The organism is Streptomyces sp. Y2F8-2 (assembly GCF_014905555.1).
Classification (GTDB): domain Bacteria; phylum Actinomycetota; class Actinomycetes; order Streptomycetales; family Streptomycetaceae; genus Streptomyces; species Streptomyces cynarae.
Genome location: NZ_BNGS01000002.1, coordinates 750,027 through 765,741, shown reverse-complemented (window position 1 = coordinate 765,741; position 15,715 = coordinate 750,027). Strand labels below are relative to the sequence as shown.

Here is a 15,715-nt window from a genome sequence, read left to right as displayed (position 1 = left end):
TCCGGGCGGGTGCATGGTCACCGTGTGCGGTCGCCTCGGGCGTATCGGCTCCATGTCCCGCCGGTCTCCTTGAGGAGCCGGGTGGTGGTCTGGTCGGTGGCCGAGGGCGTCTGCGACGACGGGGGCGGGTAGTTCGAGGAGTTGCTGCCGGACGGCGGCGCCGCGCGCTGCGGCGGCCGGGACCCCGACCTCGTCGCCAAGGTGGCGTCAGGCGGGTTGCGGGGCGGGCGTTGCCGGAGCGGCGGCGGCCTTGCGGGTCTCGCGCAGCATCAGCAGGCCGTTGACCACCATCAGTGTCGCGGTCAGGCCGTGGACGCCGAGCGCGGTGGCCACGGAGCCGTGGTGAGCCAGCACGGTGGCCATGTCGCCGTACGCGGCGAGGGCCTCCACCAGCAGCACCCAGCCCAGCGCCCGGCGGTGGCCCGTCATCAGCAGGATGCCGAGGACCAGGGCCAGGACGACGTCGCGGATTCCCTTGATGACCAGGAAGCCGCCGCCGTCGCCGGACGGCCGGCTCGGCAGGCCGAAGCCCGGCGCCGTCGCCTCCGGGTTCAGGATGAACTCCATCCCGAACCAGAGGATGAAGAGGATGAAGGCGGCGACCAGGACGGTGTTGATCTTCTTCAGCGACACTGTTCTTCTCCTTGTGGGTCTTCGCCGGCCTGGTGAGCTTCATGGAGCTTTCCGAAGCCCTGTCGAGTTCACCCTGACGAGGCGAAGCTGTCGACATACAGGGGCGAACCAGTGCATCGGGGCGGCTTTGGTGTCAGGCGAGGGCGGCGACCAGCAGGGCGAAAGCGGCGATGATGACGGCGACGCGGACGTAGTGGAAGCGGTCCCAGCGGTTCATCTGCTCCTTCCAGTCGGCGGGCCGGTTGTCAGGGGTCCACGTCTTGCCCCGGTTGTTGATCGGGACGAGCAGCAGAATCGACATGATCACGCTGAGGATCAGCAGCGCGCCGGCGGTGACGACGAGGCCGGTGCCGTGGTGGTGCCATCCCGCGGCAGCCCAGACCGCGACAAGGATGAGCGAGCCGATGTACCAGACCGGCATCACGGCGCCGAGCATCCGGCCCCCGTGGGCGCGGCCGAGTTGGCCACTGTCCTCCGGGAGGGCGTTGAGGATCGGGTTGATGACGAAGGCGACGGAGAACTCCACCCCCACCATCACGCCGACGATCACGGTGGTGACGACCTCGAGTGTGCTGAGCATGATGACCCTCCCGGGATCTAGCATTGCTAGCCGATGGGGCAACGCTAGTACTACTGCCGCTTGCTTGTCTAGCGGTGCTAGGATCGAGTCATGTCGGTACAGGAACGCAAGGCACGCGAGCGGGCGGAGCGCGAGCGCCTCATCGTGGCGACGGCCCGCGAACTCGCCGAGCAGCAGGGCTGGGACGCCGTCACCACCCGCCGGCTCTCCGAGCGCATCGAATACAGCCAGCCCGTCCTCTACAGCCACTTCCGCGGCAAACGCGAGATCATCGGCGCCGTCGCCCTCGAGGGCGCCACGGAGCTGGCCGCGACCGTGCGCGCCGCGACCTCGGCCGCGCACGGCCCCCGCGCCCGGGTCTCCGCCCTCGCCCGCGCCTACCTCGACTTCGCGGAACGCAATCCGGCCGTCTACGACGCGATCTTCGAGCTCGACGGCGGCCTGGCGTACGCGCAGGAGGACACCCCGGAGCCGCTGAAGGACGCCTTCGCCGCGCTGCTGGAGACCCTCGGCGAGGTCGCCGGGGACGGCGTCGAACCGGGGCTGTTCACCGAGGTGTTCTGGGCGTCCCTGCACGGGATCGCGACCCTGACCCGGGCGGGACGGCTGCTGCCGCAGGACGCCGAGCGGAGGGTGGAGCTGCTGGTGGACCGCCTCGCCATGGTCTGACACACCGCCCCGGCGGTCACGCGGCCGGGGCCCTCGGGCCCCGCCGCTGCCTGCCTGCGGCACCGCGGCCCCTCGGCGTTCGTCCACCCCTACCGTGCAGGAACGCACGGAACGACCGGCCCCACTCAGAGTCCTCGACCGCCGCGGCGATCACGGCGGCCCACGGCGGCGGCGTCCGGGCGGAGAGTGTTCCGGGCCGTACGGAGTTCACGATCGAACTGCCTGCGGCCGAACCGTCGTCGACGGGAGACCCTAGATCCATCCTGCCTAGATCCATCCTGCCGCCTGCGCCACCGCGAACGGCGCAGGCACCAGGGTCGTCATGCTGAGCCACAGGTGCAGCGGTCGGCCCTCCTGCCACGGCATGAGGACGTCCACCACCAGCACCATCCCGAGGACGAAACCACCGCCCAGCACCGCGCCGAGCGTCATACCGACGGTCTGGTCCGGTGATGTGCCGCCGCAGCCGAAGCCGGTGACGCAGTGGAGCAGCGCGTACCTGTTCAGCAGCCACCGGACGCACACACCGGGAACGATCGCCAGCATGCCGATCAGGAGGTTCGCCACCGCGGCCGCCCACCAGGAGCCGGCGGTGGCCTTCTCGCGGCCACCGTCCGCACCGGAACCGTGCACAACCCGTCCTTCTCCCCGGTCATCGCGTTCGTACAGGTAGATGACCACGAGAGCACTCGGGTTGCCCCGTGCGCGCCCCGGAGCGGTGAACACCGCCCCCACGAGTGACGGTTGGGGTCGGCGGGGGATTGTCCGGGCCTCTGGGCGGACCGGGTGGCCGCTGTGCGTGCCACCCGGTCCGCGAGCCGGCCCGGCCCGGGGGGAGTAGGCCGGACCGGGGTCTGATGGCTTGTTATACCGATCGGCGCCGGCGACAACGTTGTCGGGATGGTCTGTACATGACTGTACCTCGGCAGCCGACAACGATGTCAAGGATCCTCCATGGGGTTCACTCTTAAGGGGACATCCCGGCACGTGTTCACCCTCGCACCGGCTGATCATCGCTGTTCGGCACGAAGGGGCGGGCCCCGGCGGGCCCGCCCCTCCTTCGGGCCGGTGTGCGTCAGGCCAGCAGCTCCACTTCCGCCAGCGACGACTCCGTCGTGAAGGTCAGGCGGTAGTGCGTGTACGTGCCTGGATGCGGGACGGAGAACACCCGCGTCTGCCGGTCCCAGGTGAAGGACTCGCTCGACCGCCGGTCCAGGGTCGTCCACGTCGTGCCGTCCTCGGACGCTTCGAGCGTCCAGCCCGTGGGGGCCTTGGTGTGGTTCGCCGGGGACGTCAGCGTGTACTGCACCGCCTTGGTGCCTTCCGTGACCGGCAGGTCCACGCTCGTCACGGCCGCCTCCGTCGCCGAGGTGTTGTCGAAGAGCGGACCGTCGCCCTTGAGCACGTCCGCCCGCGGTGAGGCCACCTTGTCGTCCCGTGTGATGGACGCCGGTGCCGCGTTCTTCCCGGTGCCCCAGGCCGACGGCCGCGGACCCATGTCGAACTCCAGCACACCGCCCCGGGAGAGCAGCGCGTGCGGCAGCGCTGTCGACGTCCACTCCTTGCCGTCGACCCGCAGGCCCTGCACGTAGACGTTCCGCCCGCTGTTCCCGGGGGCCTTGACGACCAGGTCCTTGCCGTTCTCCAGGTGCACGGTCGCCTTGGTGAACAGCGGGGATCCGATGGCGTACTCGCCGCTGCCCATCACCAGCGGGTAGAAGCCCAGCGCCGAGAAGACGTACCAGCCGGACTGCTCGCCGTTGTCCTCGTCGCCGTGGTAGCCCTGCCCGATCTCGCTGCCGGTGTAGAGGCGGGAGAGCACCTCGCGGACCTTCGCCTGTGCCTTCCAGGGCTGGCCCGCCGCGTCGTACATGTAGATCACGTGGTGCGCGGGCTGGTTGGAGTGCCCGTACATGCCCATCCGGACGTCACGGGCCTCCGTCATCTCGTGGATGACGCTGCCGTAGGAGCCCACGAACTGAGGTGAGGCCGTCTCCGGTGTCGCGAAGTACTCGTCCAGCTTGTCGGCCAGCTTCGCCCGGCCGCCGTACAGGTTGGCAAGGCCGCGGCTGTCCTGCGGGACCGTGAAGGCGAAGCCCCAGCCGTTGGTCTCCGTGTAGTCGTGGCCCCACACGCGCGGGTCGTACTTCGACGGGTCCAGCCGCCAGCCGCCCTGCGCGTCGCGGCCCTGGAAGAAGCCCACCCGCGAGTCGAAGAGGCCGACGTAGTCCCGGGCGCGGTTGAGGAAGTAGGCCGACTCCTCCTTGTAGCGCTGCTTGCTGGTCTTCTCGTACAGGGCCTGGCCCATCCTGGCGATGCCGTAGTCGTTGATGTAACCGTCCATCGCCCACGACAGGCCCTCGCGGGTGGCGGTACTGGTGTAGCCGAGGAAGGGTGAGGTGGCCATGCCCTTGCGGCCCACGCCGGACGACGGCGGCAGGACCGTCGCGTTCTTCACCGCCGCGTCGTAGGCGGCCTCGGCGTCGAACTTCACGCCCTTCACATAGGCGTCCGCGAACGCCACGTCCGACGAGGTGCCCGTCATCAGGTCCGCATAGCCGGGGGAGGACCAGCGGGAGGTCCAGCCGCCGTCCTTGTACTGCTGGACGAAGCCGTCGACCAGCTCGCCGGCCTGAGTCGGTGTCAGGAAGGAATATGCGGGCCAGGTCGTCCGATAGGTGTCCCAGAAGCCGTTGTTGACGTACACCTTGCCGTCGACGATCTTCGCCCCGGTGTGCGTGGCCGTGTCCGGGCCCGTCATCGGGGAGAACGGGGACGCGTACCGGTAGGCCGAGCCCACCTTCTCGAAGCCCGAGTTGGGGTAGAGGTACAGCCGGTACATCGACGAGTACAGCGTCGTGAGCTGGTCGGAGCTCGCGCCCTCGACCTCGATGGTGCCGAGCAGCTTGTCCCATGTCCCCTGGGCGCGTGCCCTGACGTCGTCGAACGAGGTGCCGTCCGGGATCTCCTGGCGCAGATTGTCCTTCGCCTGGTCGATGCTGATGAGGGAGGTGGCGAGGCGGAGGGTGACCGTGTGGTCGGCGCCCGGCTTGAAGCGCAGGTAGCCCTTCACGCCCGAGGCGGCCCCGTCCGTCACCGGCGCGTCGAAGACGCCGTACACGAACAGCCGCGTCGCGCCCGTCGACAGCCCGGACTTCACGTCCGAGTAGCCGGTCACGACGCCGCCCGCCTCGTCGAGGGTGAGCCCGGCCTGCTCGGTCACATTGTCGAAGATCACGCTCGCGTCGTCGCCCGGGTAGGTGAACCGCAGCACCGCCGCGTGGTCCGTCGGCGTCATCTCCGCCTTGAGGCCGCCCTCGAAGGTCACGCCGTAGTAGTAGGGGCGCGCGATCTCGTTCTCGTGCCGGAACGGCAGCGCCCGCGCGCTGCGCCCGGTGTCCGGAGTGCCGGACGCGGCCGACGGCATCACCTGGAACGTCTGCCGGTCACCCATCCACGGGCTCGGCTCGTGGCTCGCGCTGAACGCCTGGATCGTGGGCAGGTTGTCGGAGTTGTTGGCCCGGGCGTAGTCGTACAACCAGCTCAGCGAGCCGGCGTTGGTCACCGGCGTCCAGAAGTTGAAGCCGTGCGGCAGGGCGGTCGCCGGGAAGTCGTTGCCCCGGGAGAAGGAGCCGCTGGAGTTGGTGCCGCGGGTGGTCACCGCGTAGTCGGACAGGTGGGACTTGGGCTTGTCCGGCGGTACCGGCTTCAGCGTGAGGTCGTCCAGCCAGCCCCGGAAATTGGCCGGTCCCTTCGGCGAGTCGTACGCCACCAGGACCCGGTCCACGGTCTTGCCGGCCGCCACCGACCCGATCCGCGCGACCACGTTGTTCCACTGGTTGACGTACAGCACCTTGGCCGCACCCTGTCCCGCCGGGCTCAGCGGGAAGCCGTGCTGGTCCAGCGCGCCGAGGTCACTGAGGTGGGTACCGTCGGTGAAGGCCAGGTCGACCGAGACGTTGGTGGCGTCGTAGTCCCGGTCGCCGTTCGCCATCGCCGGGAAGATCCGGTACGACAACTGCGTGTCCCGCTCGACGCGTACGTTCACGTCGAAGACCTTGTTGTACGAGTACGCCCGCTCGTCGGACGTGTGCGTGCCCGCATAGCGCAGCGCCCGCCTGCCCGTGAAGCCCGCGCCCGCCTTGGCGGTGGGGGAGCCGAGGGGACCGCGGTCCACCAGTGTGCGCATGTCTTTCGGCGTGGGGTCGGTGCTGCTGCCCGTGGAGAACTGCACATCGGCGAGTTGCAGTATGCCGCCGCTGTGGTTCCTGGTGATGTCCAGCCGGAAGTGCGCGAACTCGGCCGGTTCGGCGAGGTCGTAGGACTTGGTCTGGAAGCGCTTGTCGAACGACTCGCCGGTGCGGGTGTCCAGCGTCTTCCAGTCCTTGCCGTCGGTGGACCCCTGAAGGGTCCAGTCGGCCGGGTCCCGCTCGGCGTGGTCGTTGGCCGAGGTCAGCGCGTATGTGACCACCTTGACCGGCGCGTCCAGGTCGAACTCGACCCAGCCCGTCGGCGCGAACGTCAGCCACTTGGTACCCGAGTCGCCGTCGATCAGGTTGTCCGCTATCTCCCCGCCGTCCGTGTTCTCGGAGTCGGCCCGGACATCGATGACCTCATCGGTCACATTGCCCGGAATGCCCGTTGCGTACCCTCCGTCCACGCCGGACGCCCGCTTGGTGCCGTCCGCCGTCGTGTCCACGGTGTTCAGCCACGTGGGCGCCGGATCCCCCGGCTCGAAGGAGGAGGCGAACTCGTGGTCCGCGGCCGCCGCTTCGCCGGGCAGGGCCACCGCCGCGCCCTGGGCCGCCACCAGCAACGCGAAGGCGGCCGTTGCCACGACCGCCGTAGGAGCCCATCTGTGCCGAGATCTGTGCTGCATGCGCGAGCACCCTCCCTGCGCCTGTTGAGAATGGACAACGTTGTCACTTCGCTTGCGCAAGGACCAGTAGGTGGTCAAGTGGTCAGCGATGTCAAGGGCGTTGGCTGTGGCATTCGGGCTCAATGCAATGGGTATCGCGTTCGAGAGCTGTGCGAGCATCCCGTATTTCCGCGAGGTCTCAACTCGGATACGCACGGCGGCAACCTTGCTTGCGATATTGCTCCGCCGACGGAGAGTGGACTATACCTGTCGGCGTCCGGGCAGCCGTCACCTTGCCGTACGACGGCTGTGGACAGGCACGACCGGGGACAAGCGGGAGGCGGCGGACCGTCTCGAGAAAGAACCACCGCGCACCGTCCCCCTGAATCGCTCATGCACGACCCCAGCTTCACCATCACCGCGGTGCCGGGGAGGAGCCGGTGCACCGCCTGAGTCCTGGAGAAGGCGAGGACTTGAGCATGGGATCCACTTCCGGCGAGCACACCACCCCCGAAGGCATCGGCACCACCAGCCTCGAAGGCACCGGCACCACCACCCCCGAAGGCGTCGGGCGCCGCAGCCTGATCAAGCGTTCCGTGGCGCTGGGCCTGGTCTCCGTCCCCACGATGAGCTTCCTGTCCGCCTGCGCCAGCAGCGGAGGCGGTGGCCAGGAGAAGGCCAAGGCGGGCAAGAAGACCAAGCAGAACCCGCTCGGCGTCAACGACTCGGCCCAGATGGAGTTCGTGCTCTTCGACGGCGGCTTCGGCAAGGAGTACGCCCAGGACGCGGTCAAGATCTACCAGAAGGACTTCCCGAAGGCGAAGGTGAAGTTCTCGGCCACCCAGAAGATCCAGTCCACCCTCCAGCCGCGCTTCAACCAGGGCAACCCGCCGGACCTCATCGACAACTCCGGTGCCGAGCAGATGGACATGGGCGTCCTCGTCAGCCGCAACCAGCTCGCCGACCTCACCCCGCTCCTCGACGCCCCCTCCTACGACGACCCGTCGAAGAAGGTCCGCGACACACTGCGTCCCGGCATCGTCGAGATGGGCCAGTTCGACGGCAGCCCCGTGTGGATCATGTACTACGCCTACACGGTCTACGGCGTCTGGTACTCGCAGAAGCTCCTCGACTCGCTCGACGAGAAGTACCCCGAGACCTGGGACGAGATGCTCAAGGTCTGCGAGAAGGCCAAGAAGAAGGGCATCGCGGGCTGGACCTACGCCGGCAAGTACCCGTACTACATCCCCTTCTCCCTGTACCCGATGATCGGCAAGGTCGGTGGCCGAGAGGTCCTCGACGCCATCGACAACCTGGAGCCGAACGCCTGGAAGCACCCGGCCGTCAAGGCCTGCTTCGAGGCGTACTACGAGCTCTACAAGAAGGGCTACATCCTCAAGGGCACGCCGGGCCTGGACCACATCCAGTCGCAGACCGCCTGGGCCCAGGGCAAGGCGCTGTTCATCCCGAACGGCTCCTGGGTGGAGAACGAGTCCGCCAACGTCATCCCGGCCGACTTCGACCTCGCCGTCTCCGCGCCCTCCGGCATCGACTCCTCCGACAAGATGCCCTTCGGCACCATCTGGGCCTCCGGCGGTGAGCCCTTCATCGTCCCCGCCAAGGCACAGAACCCCCAGGGAGGCATGGAGCAGCTGCGCATCATGCTCAGCGAGGCGTCCTCGAAGAACTTCACCACCAAGGTCAAGTCGTTGACGGCGTTCAACGGCGGCACCACCGGCATCAGCCTCACCCCGGGCCTGAAGTCGGGTGTGGCAGCGCTGGAGAAGGCCGGCAGCAACGTCCTGAACCCGCGGCTGCAGGACTGGTACGTGCAGCTGGAGAAGGAGAAGATCGGTGTGTCCGGTCTCGGCGAGATGATGGCGGGCCGTATCACCCCGGCCGAGGCCATCAAGCGGATCCAGGGTTTCGCCGACCAGACCGCCAAGGACACGTCGATCAAGCACTACAAGCACCAGTGAGGGTCCGTCAGGGACAGGTCCGTCAGCGGCAGGTCCGTCAGCGGCAGCGGAGGCGGCCGCCCGCACGGCCGGATCGGGGTCGGTAGCCATGCATCACGGCAAGTACCGGTTCATCGTGGGGTTCCTGACCGTTCCCCTCGGCCTGTACGCGCTCTTCGTCGTCTGGCCGTTCATCCAGTCCATCTACTACTCGTTCACGGACTGGTCCGGCCTGAGCCCCGAGTTCAAGATGGTGGGCTTCGACAACTACACCCGGCTGGTCCACGACGACATCTTCTGGAAGTCGCTGTGGCACAGCCTGCTGTTCGCGCTGGTGCTGCCCCCGGTGACGATCGGTCTCGCGCTGTTCCTCGCCTTCATGATCAATGTGGGCGGGCGGCGGCGGAAGGGCGGGCCGGTGATCTCCGGGGTCCGCGGCTCGTCCTTCTACAAGATCGTCTACTTCTTCCCGCAGGTGCTCTCCATCGCGATCGTCGCCCTGCTGTTCGCTTTCGCGTACAACCCGGACAGCGGCGCCGTCAACTCGCTGCTGCGCGGCGTCGGGCTCGGGAGCGTCCAGCCGCTGTGGCTGGGCGATCCGGGCCTCGCCCTGTGGTGTGTGATGGCGGTCCTCGTCTGGTCCACGGTCGGCTTCTTCGTGGTCCTGTTCTCCGCGGGCATGACCTCCATCCCGGCGGACCTGTACGAGGCGGCGCTCCTGGACGGGGCGAACCGCACCACCACCTTCTTCCGGATCACCCTGCCGCTGCTGTGGGACACCGTGCAGTCCGGCTGGGTGTACATGGGCATCCTCGCCCTGGGCGCCGAGTCGTTCGCGGTCGTACAGATCATGACGACCGGGCCCGGCGGGCCGGACTACTCGACCACCGTCATGGTGCTGTACGTCTACCAGAAGGCCTTCCGCGACGGTCAGGCCGCCTACGCAACCACGATCGGTGTCGCCCTGCTCGTCGTGACGCTGCTGTTCGCGGCGGTCGTGATGCGGCTGGGCCGGCGCGAGCGGCTGGAGTACTGACGATGGAGACCGCCGAGACCCCGGCCCCGATCCCGGCCGAGCCGCACGTCACCCTCGAAAAGGCGGACGCCCCGGTCGGCGGGCCGCCCCGGGGGAAGCGGGAAGGCGCCGTCCTCAACGTCTTCTCGCACGGCATGCTGATCCTGTGGGCGTTCATGGTCGTCATGCCGCTGCTGTGGGCGGTGATGACCTCCTTCAAGGACGACCGCTCGATCTTCGACTCGCCCTGGTCGCTGCCGGACAAGCTGCACTTCGAGAACTGGGCGCGGGCCTGGACCGACGCCAACATGAGCGACTACTTCCTCAACACCGTCCTGGTGGTCGGCGGTTCGCTCATCGGGACCCTGGTGCTCGGCTCGATGGCTGCGTACGTCCTCGCCCGCTTCGACTTCCCGGGCAACCGGTTCATCTACTACCTGTTCATCGGAGGCATGAGCTTCCCGATCATGCTGGCGCTGGTCCCGCTGTTCTACGTCGTGAACAACATGGGGCTGCTGAACACGATCCACGGGCTGATCCTCGTCTACATCGCCTACTCGCTGCCCTTCACGGTGTTCTTCCTGACCGCGTTCTTCCGCTCGCTGCCCACCTCGGTGGCCGAGGCCGCGTTCGTGGACGGGGCCTCGCACTCCCGTACGTTCTTCCAGATCATGCTGCCGATGGCCAAGCCGGGCCTGATCAGCGTGGGGATCTTCAACTTCCTGGGCCAGTGGAACCAGTACATGCTCCCGACGGTCCTGAACACCGACCCCGACAAGCGCGTCCTCACCCAGGGCCTGGTCCAGCTGGCGGCCAGCCAGGGGTACAAGGGCGACTGGTCCGGACTCTTCGCCGGCCTGGTGATGGCGATGCTGCCGGTCCTCGCGGCGTACATCGTCTTCCAGAGGCAGGTGGTCCAGGGCCTGACGGCGGGCGCCCTGAAATAGTGATCGACTTCCACTGTCCCGGCCTGCCGGCGTCTTCCCCGTGAACCGGGGGCGGCGCCGGTGCGTCCGTCCGCCCTCTTTTTGATCTCTCCCGATTTCCGTCAAGGACTTGACTGCGGTAACCCGTTCAGCGGAGCTTGGAGTTCACAACTTGTACGTGACTCGGATTCCGCTGCTGTGATCCGGGTCACACGGGCGGCGCCGTGGCCGCCGCGCTGAGGGCAGGAGTGAATGAGTCGATGGAGACTCCGGGATCGCAGTCGTCGCTGCATCGGGCAAATCTGGAGCGTGTCGTCCGTGCGGTGCGCCTGGCCGGTTCGCTGACGCAGGCCGAGATCGCGAGGACGACGGGTCTGTCCGCGGCGACCGTCTCCAACATCGTGCGGGAGCTGAAGGACGGCGGAACCGTCGAGGTCACGCCCACTTCGGCGGGTGGCCGCAGGGCCCGCAGCGTCTCTCTCAGCGGTGAAGCCGGCATCGTGATCGGCGTCGACTTCGGGCACACCCATTTGCGCGTCGCGATCGGGAACCTGGCCCATCAGGTGCTCGCCGAGGAGTCCGAGCCCCTGGACGTGGACGCCTCCGCCGCGCAGGGCTTCGACCGGGCGGAAGAGCTGGTCAGCAGGCTGATCGAGGCGACCGGAGTGAGCCGGTCCAAGATCGCGGGTGTGGGGCTCGGCGTGCCCGGACCCATTGACGTCGAGTCGGGCACGCTCGGCTCCACCGCCATCCTGCCGGGCTGGACCGGCACCAAACCCGCCGAGGAGCTGCGGGGGCGGCTCGGCGTGCCGGTGCACGTGGACAACGACGCCAACCTCGGCGCCCTCGGCGAGCTGGTCTGGGGCAGCGGCCGAGGGGTCAAGGACCTGGCGTACATCAAGGTGGCGAGCGGTGTCGGCGCCGGACTGGTGATTGACGGCAAGATCTACCGCGGGCCTGGCGGCACAGCGGGAGAAATCGGGCATATTACTCTCGATGAATCCGGTCCCGTCTGCCGCTGCGGCAACCGGGGCTGTCTGGAGACGTTCGCGTCGGCGCGGTACGTGCTTCCGCTGCTGCAGCCCAGCCACGGCGCCGACCTGACCATGGAAGGCGTGGTGAGGCTGGCGCGGGACGGTGATCCGGGCTGTCGTCGGGTGATCGCGGATGTCGGCCGCCACATCGGCAGTGGAGTCGCCAACCTGTGCAATCTGCTCAACCCGAGCCGCGTGGTCCTGGGCGGTGATCTCGCCGAGGCCGGTGAGCTGGTCCTCGGGCCCATCAGGGAGTCGGTCGGCCGGTACGCGATCCCCAGTGCCGCACGCCAACTCTCGGTGCTGCCGGGGGCGCTCGGCGGCCGCGCGGAGGTCCTCGGCGCGCTCGCTCTCGCACTCAGCGAAATGGGTGATTCAACCCTTTTGGACGGCAGCCTGCCTGCTGCGACGCCTGTCTTCACTTAGATAACGGATGGCACCGTTGCCATCTCGTTAAGGATTTACTTCTTGACGTCGCACGTGTGGCCGAGTTGACTTCCAGCCACCTCGGCCGCAACGACGCGGCCTCGTCAGGGAGGTTTCTAGAAGTGAACACGCGTATGCGTCGTGCGGCCTTCGCCGTTGCTGCTGGTGCCATGGCCGTTTCGCTCGCCGCCTGTGGCAGCGCCAAGGAGTCCGGCAAGAGCTCGTCCCCGTCCTCGAACGCCAAGAAGGGCGACGCCATCAAGGTGGGTCTGCTTCTCCCCGAGAACCAGACGGCGCGTTACGAGAAGCTCGACCGTCCCTTGATCGAGAAGAAGGTCAAGGAGCTGACGAACGGCAAGGGCGAGGTCGTCTACGCCAACGCCAAGCAGGACGCGACCCTGCAGAACCAGCAGGTCGACACCATGATCACCAACAAGGTCGACGTGCTGATCGTGGACGCGGTGGACTCCGCGGCCATCAAGAACTCCGTGCAGAAGGCCAAGGACGCGGGCATCCCGGTCGTCGCCTACGACCGCCTGGCGCAGGGCCCGATCAGCGGTTACACCTCGTTCGACAACGAGACGGTCGGCAAGACCCAGGGCCAGGCCCTCCTCACGGCCCTCGGCGCCAAGGCGAAGTCCGGCAAGATCGTCATGATGAACGGCTCCGTCACCGACCCGAACGCCGCGCAGTTCAAGAAGGGCGCCCACGAGGTGCTCGACGGCAAGGTGAACATCGGCAAGGAGTACGACACCAAGGACTGGAAGCCGGAGAACGCCAACGCCAACATGGAGGCGGCGATCTCCGCCCTCGGCAAGCAGAACATCGTCGGTGTCTACTCCGCCAACGACGGCATGGCCGGCGGTATCATCACCGCCCTCAAGGCCGCCGGCATCAAGGCCCCGGTCACCGGTCAGGACGCCGAACTCGCCGGTGTGCAGCGCATCATCACCGGTGAGCAGTACATGAGCGTCTACAAGCCGTACCCGCAGGAGGCCGACGTCGCCGCGGAGATGGCTGTCGCCCTCGCCCAGGGCAAGCCCGTCGACTCGATAGCGAAGGACAAGGTCGACAGCCCGACCACCAAGCAGGTGCCCTCCGTCATCGTCCCGGTCGTCGCCCTGACGAAGGACAACATCAAGGACACCGTCGTCAAGGACGGCCTGTGGACCGCCGCGGACATCTGCACCGGGCAGTACAAGTCGGCCTGCGACAAGATCGGCCTGAAGTAACCGGCCTCAAGCCCCTTTCCCGCCACGGGAATTCGTCCTTGAATTCCCGTGAGGGACTGGCGCACTGAAGCTCCTCCGGCGCCCCGCCTTCACCAGCCCCGCAAGCTCGTCGCGGGGCGCCGGACGGAACACCCCCCAAACTTCTGCACAACCTCCCGCCGGGTCAGGCGGCGAAGGAGATGGTTCACGTGTCCGCTACGCCCGTGCTGGCGTTGCGCGGGGTCTCCAAGCGGTTCGGTGCCGTTCAGGCGCTCACCGACGTAGAGCTTGAGGTCCACGCCGGTGAGGTGGTCGCCCTGGTCGGCGACAACGGCGCCGGAAAATCCACGCTGGTCAAGACGATCGCCGGCGTGCACCCCATCGATGAGGGCGTCATCGAGTGGGAAGGCAAGACCGTCCACATCGGCAAGCCGAACGACGCCCAGAACCTGGGTATCGCGACGGTCTACCAGGACCTCGCGCTGTGCGACAACATCGACGTCGTCGGCAACCTCTACCTGGGCCGGGAGATCCGCCGCCGCGGCGTCCTGGACGAGGTGGAGATGGAGCGGCGCTCGCGCGAGCTGCTGGACCAGCTGTCCATCCGCATCCCCAGCGTCCGCATCCCGATCGCCTCGCTCTCGGGCGGTCAGCGCCAGGTCGTGGCCATCGCCCGTTCCATGCTCGGCGAGCCCAAGCTGGTGATCCTCGACGAGCCCACCGCCGCCCTCGGCGTCGAGCAGACCGCGCAGGTCCTCGACCTGGTGGAGCGGCTGCGGGAGCGCGGTCACGCCGTGATCCTCATCAGCCACAACATGGCTGACGTGAAGGCCGTCGCCGACAAGGTGGCGGTGCTGCGTCTGGGGCGCAACAACGGCGTCTTCGAGGTCAAGACGACCTCGCAGGAAGAGATCATCTCCGCCATCACCGGCGCCACGGACAACGCCGTGACCCGTCGTGCGGCGCGCAGCAATGGGGAGATCAAGAAGTGAGCATCGACAAGACCTCCACGCCCCCCGAGGACACCGTCGTGGAGAACCCCGAGGCGGCGGCGAAGGCGGTCACCGCCGTCGACCCCCGTCTGCTGGTGCGCGAGCAGGGCTTCGCGGGCTACGTCACCGAGTTCAAGCGGAAGATGAAGGCCGGCGACCTGGGCGCCATCCCGGTCGTCGTCGGTCTGGCGATCATCTGGATCATCTTCCAGAGCCTGAACTCCAACTTCCTCACCGCCGGCAACCTCTCCGACATCTCCGTCGCCATGGTCGGCACGGGCATGATCGCCGTCGGCATCGTCTTCGTGCTGCTGCTCGGCGAGATCGACCTGTCGGTCGGCTCGGTCTCCGGTGTCGCGGGCGCCACCTTCGCCGTGCTGAACATCACCCACGGCATGAGCGAGTGGCTCGCCTTCGTGCTGGCCATCCTCACCGGCACGGTCGCCGGCGCGATCCACGGCTTCGTCTTCGCGAAGATCGGCGTGCCGGCGTTCGCGGTCACGCTGGCCGGTCTGCTGTTCTGGAACGGCTTCATGCTCCAGATCCTCGGCGACAGCGGCACGATCAACCTGAACAGCGACGGCCTCGTCGCCAAGCTGACGACGTACTACTTCTCCGACGTGGCCGCCGCCTACGGGCTCGCGCTCGCGGTGACCGTGCTGTACTTCCTCAGCTCCTACTTCGGCAACAAGCGGCGCGAGGCCGCGGGTGTGCCGTCCCGGCCGCTGAGCGAGACGATCCTGCGCACGGCGCTGCTGGCGGTCCTCGCGTTCGCCGTGGCCGTCGTCTACAACCAGTACAAGGGCCTGCCGCTCGCCGTGGTCATCTTCATCGGTGTGCTGCTCATCACGGACTTCGTGCTGCGCCGCACCGCGTACGGCCGGAAGGTGTTCGCGCTCGGCGGCAGCGTGGAGGCGTCCCGCCGCGCCGGTATCAACGTGGCCACGGTCCGCATCTCGGTCTTCGCCATCTCCGGTACCTTCGCCGCGATCGGCGGTCTGTTCATCGCGTCGAAGATCGCGTCCGCCAACCAGGGCGCCGGTGGCGGTGACCTGCTGATGAACGCCATCGCCGCCGCGGTGATCGGTGGTACGTCGCTCTTCGGCGGACGTGGCCGCACCTGGAACGCGCTGCTCGGTGTGCTGGTGATCGTCTCGATCCAGTACGGCCTCGCCCTGGAGGGCATCGCCTCGCCGGTGCAGTACATGATCACCGGTGGTGTTCTGCTCGCCACGGTCGTCATCGACGCCGTGACCCGCAAGACCCAGAAGACGGCCGGCCGCGCGTAGCCGCAGCCGAACCTTCAGGTCACTGTGCCCGGCGCCAACGGCGGTGCCGGGCACAGTCCTGTGCCCGGCACCGTGTTTCGGCGGACACGTCGGGGGGATCCGTGGGGCCATCGGTGATCCCTCA

At 67.8% G+C, this 15,715-nt stretch carries 12 protein-coding genes; 8 read left to right on the top strand and 4 right to left on the bottom strand.

The features are described 5' to 3' along the window. Positions 1–207 precede the first annotated feature (207 nt). Positions 208–633: a DUF4267 domain-containing protein gene (locus tag SY2F82_RS08805; RefSeq protein ID WP_200418394.1), complete on the bottom strand. Its 426-nt coding sequence runs from the start codon at positions 631–633 to the stop codon at positions 208–210. A gap of 133 nt (positions 634–766) precedes the next feature. Next, positions 767–1,213 (bottom strand): DUF1772 domain-containing protein, encoded by a 447-nt coding sequence (locus SY2F82_RS08800; RefSeq protein ID WP_200418393.1) that lies wholly within the window; start codon positions 1,211–1,213, stop codon positions 767–769. 90 nt (positions 1,214–1,303) lie between these two features. Here SY2F82_RS08800 and SY2F82_RS08795 point away from each other — a divergent pair, with 90 nt between their 5' ends. Further along, complete coding sequence (locus tag SY2F82_RS08795) at positions 1,304–1,882, top strand: TetR/AcrR family transcriptional regulator (RefSeq protein WP_200418392.1); 579 nt, start codon at positions 1,304–1,306, stop codon at positions 1,880–1,882. Positions 1,883–2,149: 267 nt separating this feature from the next. On the opposite strand, the gene SY2F82_RS08790 is transcribed toward SY2F82_RS08795, so the two are convergent. Further along, complete coding sequence (locus SY2F82_RS08790) at positions 2,150–2,515, bottom strand: hypothetical protein (RefSeq protein ID WP_200418391.1); 366 nt, start codon at positions 2,513–2,515, stop codon at positions 2,150–2,152. 442 nt (positions 2,516–2,957) lie between these two features. Further along, complete coding sequence (locus SY2F82_RS08785; protein ID WP_200418390.1) at positions 2,958–6,761, bottom strand: GH92 family glycosyl hydrolase; 3,804 nt, start codon at positions 6,759–6,761, stop codon at positions 2,958–2,960. A gap of 458 nt (positions 6,762–7,219) precedes the next feature. On the opposite strand from SY2F82_RS08785, the gene ngcE reads away from it, so the two are divergent. The 7 genes from ngcE to SY2F82_RS08750 all read left to right on the top strand — a co-directional run bounded on the left by ngcE (position 7,220) and on the right by SY2F82_RS08750 (position 15,591). Beyond that, positions 7,220–8,719: an N-acetylglucosamine/diacetylchitobiose ABC transporter substrate-binding protein gene (gene ngcE / locus SY2F82_RS08780; RefSeq protein ID WP_200418389.1), complete on the top strand. Its 1,500-nt coding sequence runs from the start codon at positions 7,220–7,222 to the stop codon at positions 8,717–8,719. 88 nt (positions 8,720–8,807) lie between these two features. After that, positions 8,808–9,734, top strand: a complete 927-nt coding sequence (locus SY2F82_RS08775; RefSeq protein WP_200418388.1) for a carbohydrate ABC transporter permease — start codon at positions 8,808–8,810, stop codon at positions 9,732–9,734. Positions 9,735–9,736: 2 nt separating this feature from the next. After that, positions 9,737–10,660, top strand: coding sequence for a carbohydrate ABC transporter permease (locus SY2F82_RS08770; RefSeq protein WP_200418387.1), 924 nt, complete (start codon positions 9,737–9,739; stop codon positions 10,658–10,660). A 239-nt stretch (positions 10,661–10,899) separates the two neighbouring features. Continuing rightward, a complete protein-coding gene (locus tag SY2F82_RS08765) occupies positions 10,900–12,099 on the top strand; it encodes an ROK family transcriptional regulator (protein WP_200418386.1) in 1,200 nt (399 codons plus the stop codon). 134 nt (positions 12,100–12,233) lie between these two features. Continuing rightward, on the top strand, positions 12,234–13,331 hold the full coding sequence (locus tag SY2F82_RS08760) for a sugar ABC transporter substrate-binding protein (RefSeq protein ID WP_200418642.1): 1,098 nt from the start codon (positions 12,234–12,236) through the stop codon (positions 13,329–13,331). A 179-nt stretch (positions 13,332–13,510) separates the two neighbouring features. Next, positions 13,511–14,302 (top strand): ATP-binding cassette domain-containing protein, encoded by a 792-nt coding sequence (locus SY2F82_RS08755; protein WP_200418385.1) that lies wholly within the window; start codon positions 13,511–13,513, stop codon positions 14,300–14,302. Continuing rightward, positions 14,299–15,591, top strand: a complete 1,293-nt coding sequence (locus tag SY2F82_RS08750; RefSeq protein WP_200418384.1) for a sugar ABC transporter permease — start codon at positions 14,299–14,301, stop codon at positions 15,589–15,591. The genes SY2F82_RS08755 and SY2F82_RS08750 overlap by 4 nt, the downstream gene beginning before the upstream one ends. The last annotated feature ends 124 nt before the right edge of the window (positions 15,592–15,715 follow it).

Bases quoted from the DNA above. Each gene is read 5' to 3' on its own strand.
- SY2F82_RS08770 (WP_200418387.1), top strand. From the start codon at position 9,737: ATGGAGACCGCCGAGACCCCGGCCCCGATCCCGGCCGAGCCGCACGTC.
- SY2F82_RS08800 (WP_200418393.1), bottom strand. From the start codon at position 1,213: ATGCTCAGCACACTCGAGGTCGTCACCACCGTGATCGTCGGCGTGATG.
- SY2F82_RS08760 (WP_200418642.1), top strand. From the start codon at position 12,234: ATGCGTCGTGCGGCCTTCGCCGTTGCTGCTGGTGCCATGGCCGTTTCG.
- ngcE (WP_200418389.1), top strand. From the start codon at position 7,220: ATGGGATCCACTTCCGGCGAGCACACCACCCCCGAAGGCATCGGCACC.
- SY2F82_RS08775 (WP_200418388.1), top strand. From the start codon at position 8,808: ATGCATCACGGCAAGTACCGGTTCATCGTGGGGTTCCTGACCGTTCCC.
- SY2F82_RS08795 (WP_200418392.1), top strand. From the start codon at position 1,304: ATGTCGGTACAGGAACGCAAGGCACGCGAGCGGGCGGAGCGCGAGCGC.
- SY2F82_RS08755 (WP_200418385.1), top strand. From the start codon at position 13,511: ATGGTTCACGTGTCCGCTACGCCCGTGCTGGCGTTGCGCGGGGTCTCC.
- SY2F82_RS08765 (WP_200418386.1), top strand. From the start codon at position 10,900: ATGGAGACTCCGGGATCGCAGTCGTCGCTGCATCGGGCAAATCTGGAG.
- SY2F82_RS08785 (WP_200418390.1), bottom strand. From the start codon at position 6,761: ATGCAGCACAGATCTCGGCACAGATGGGCTCCTACGGCGGTCGTGGCA.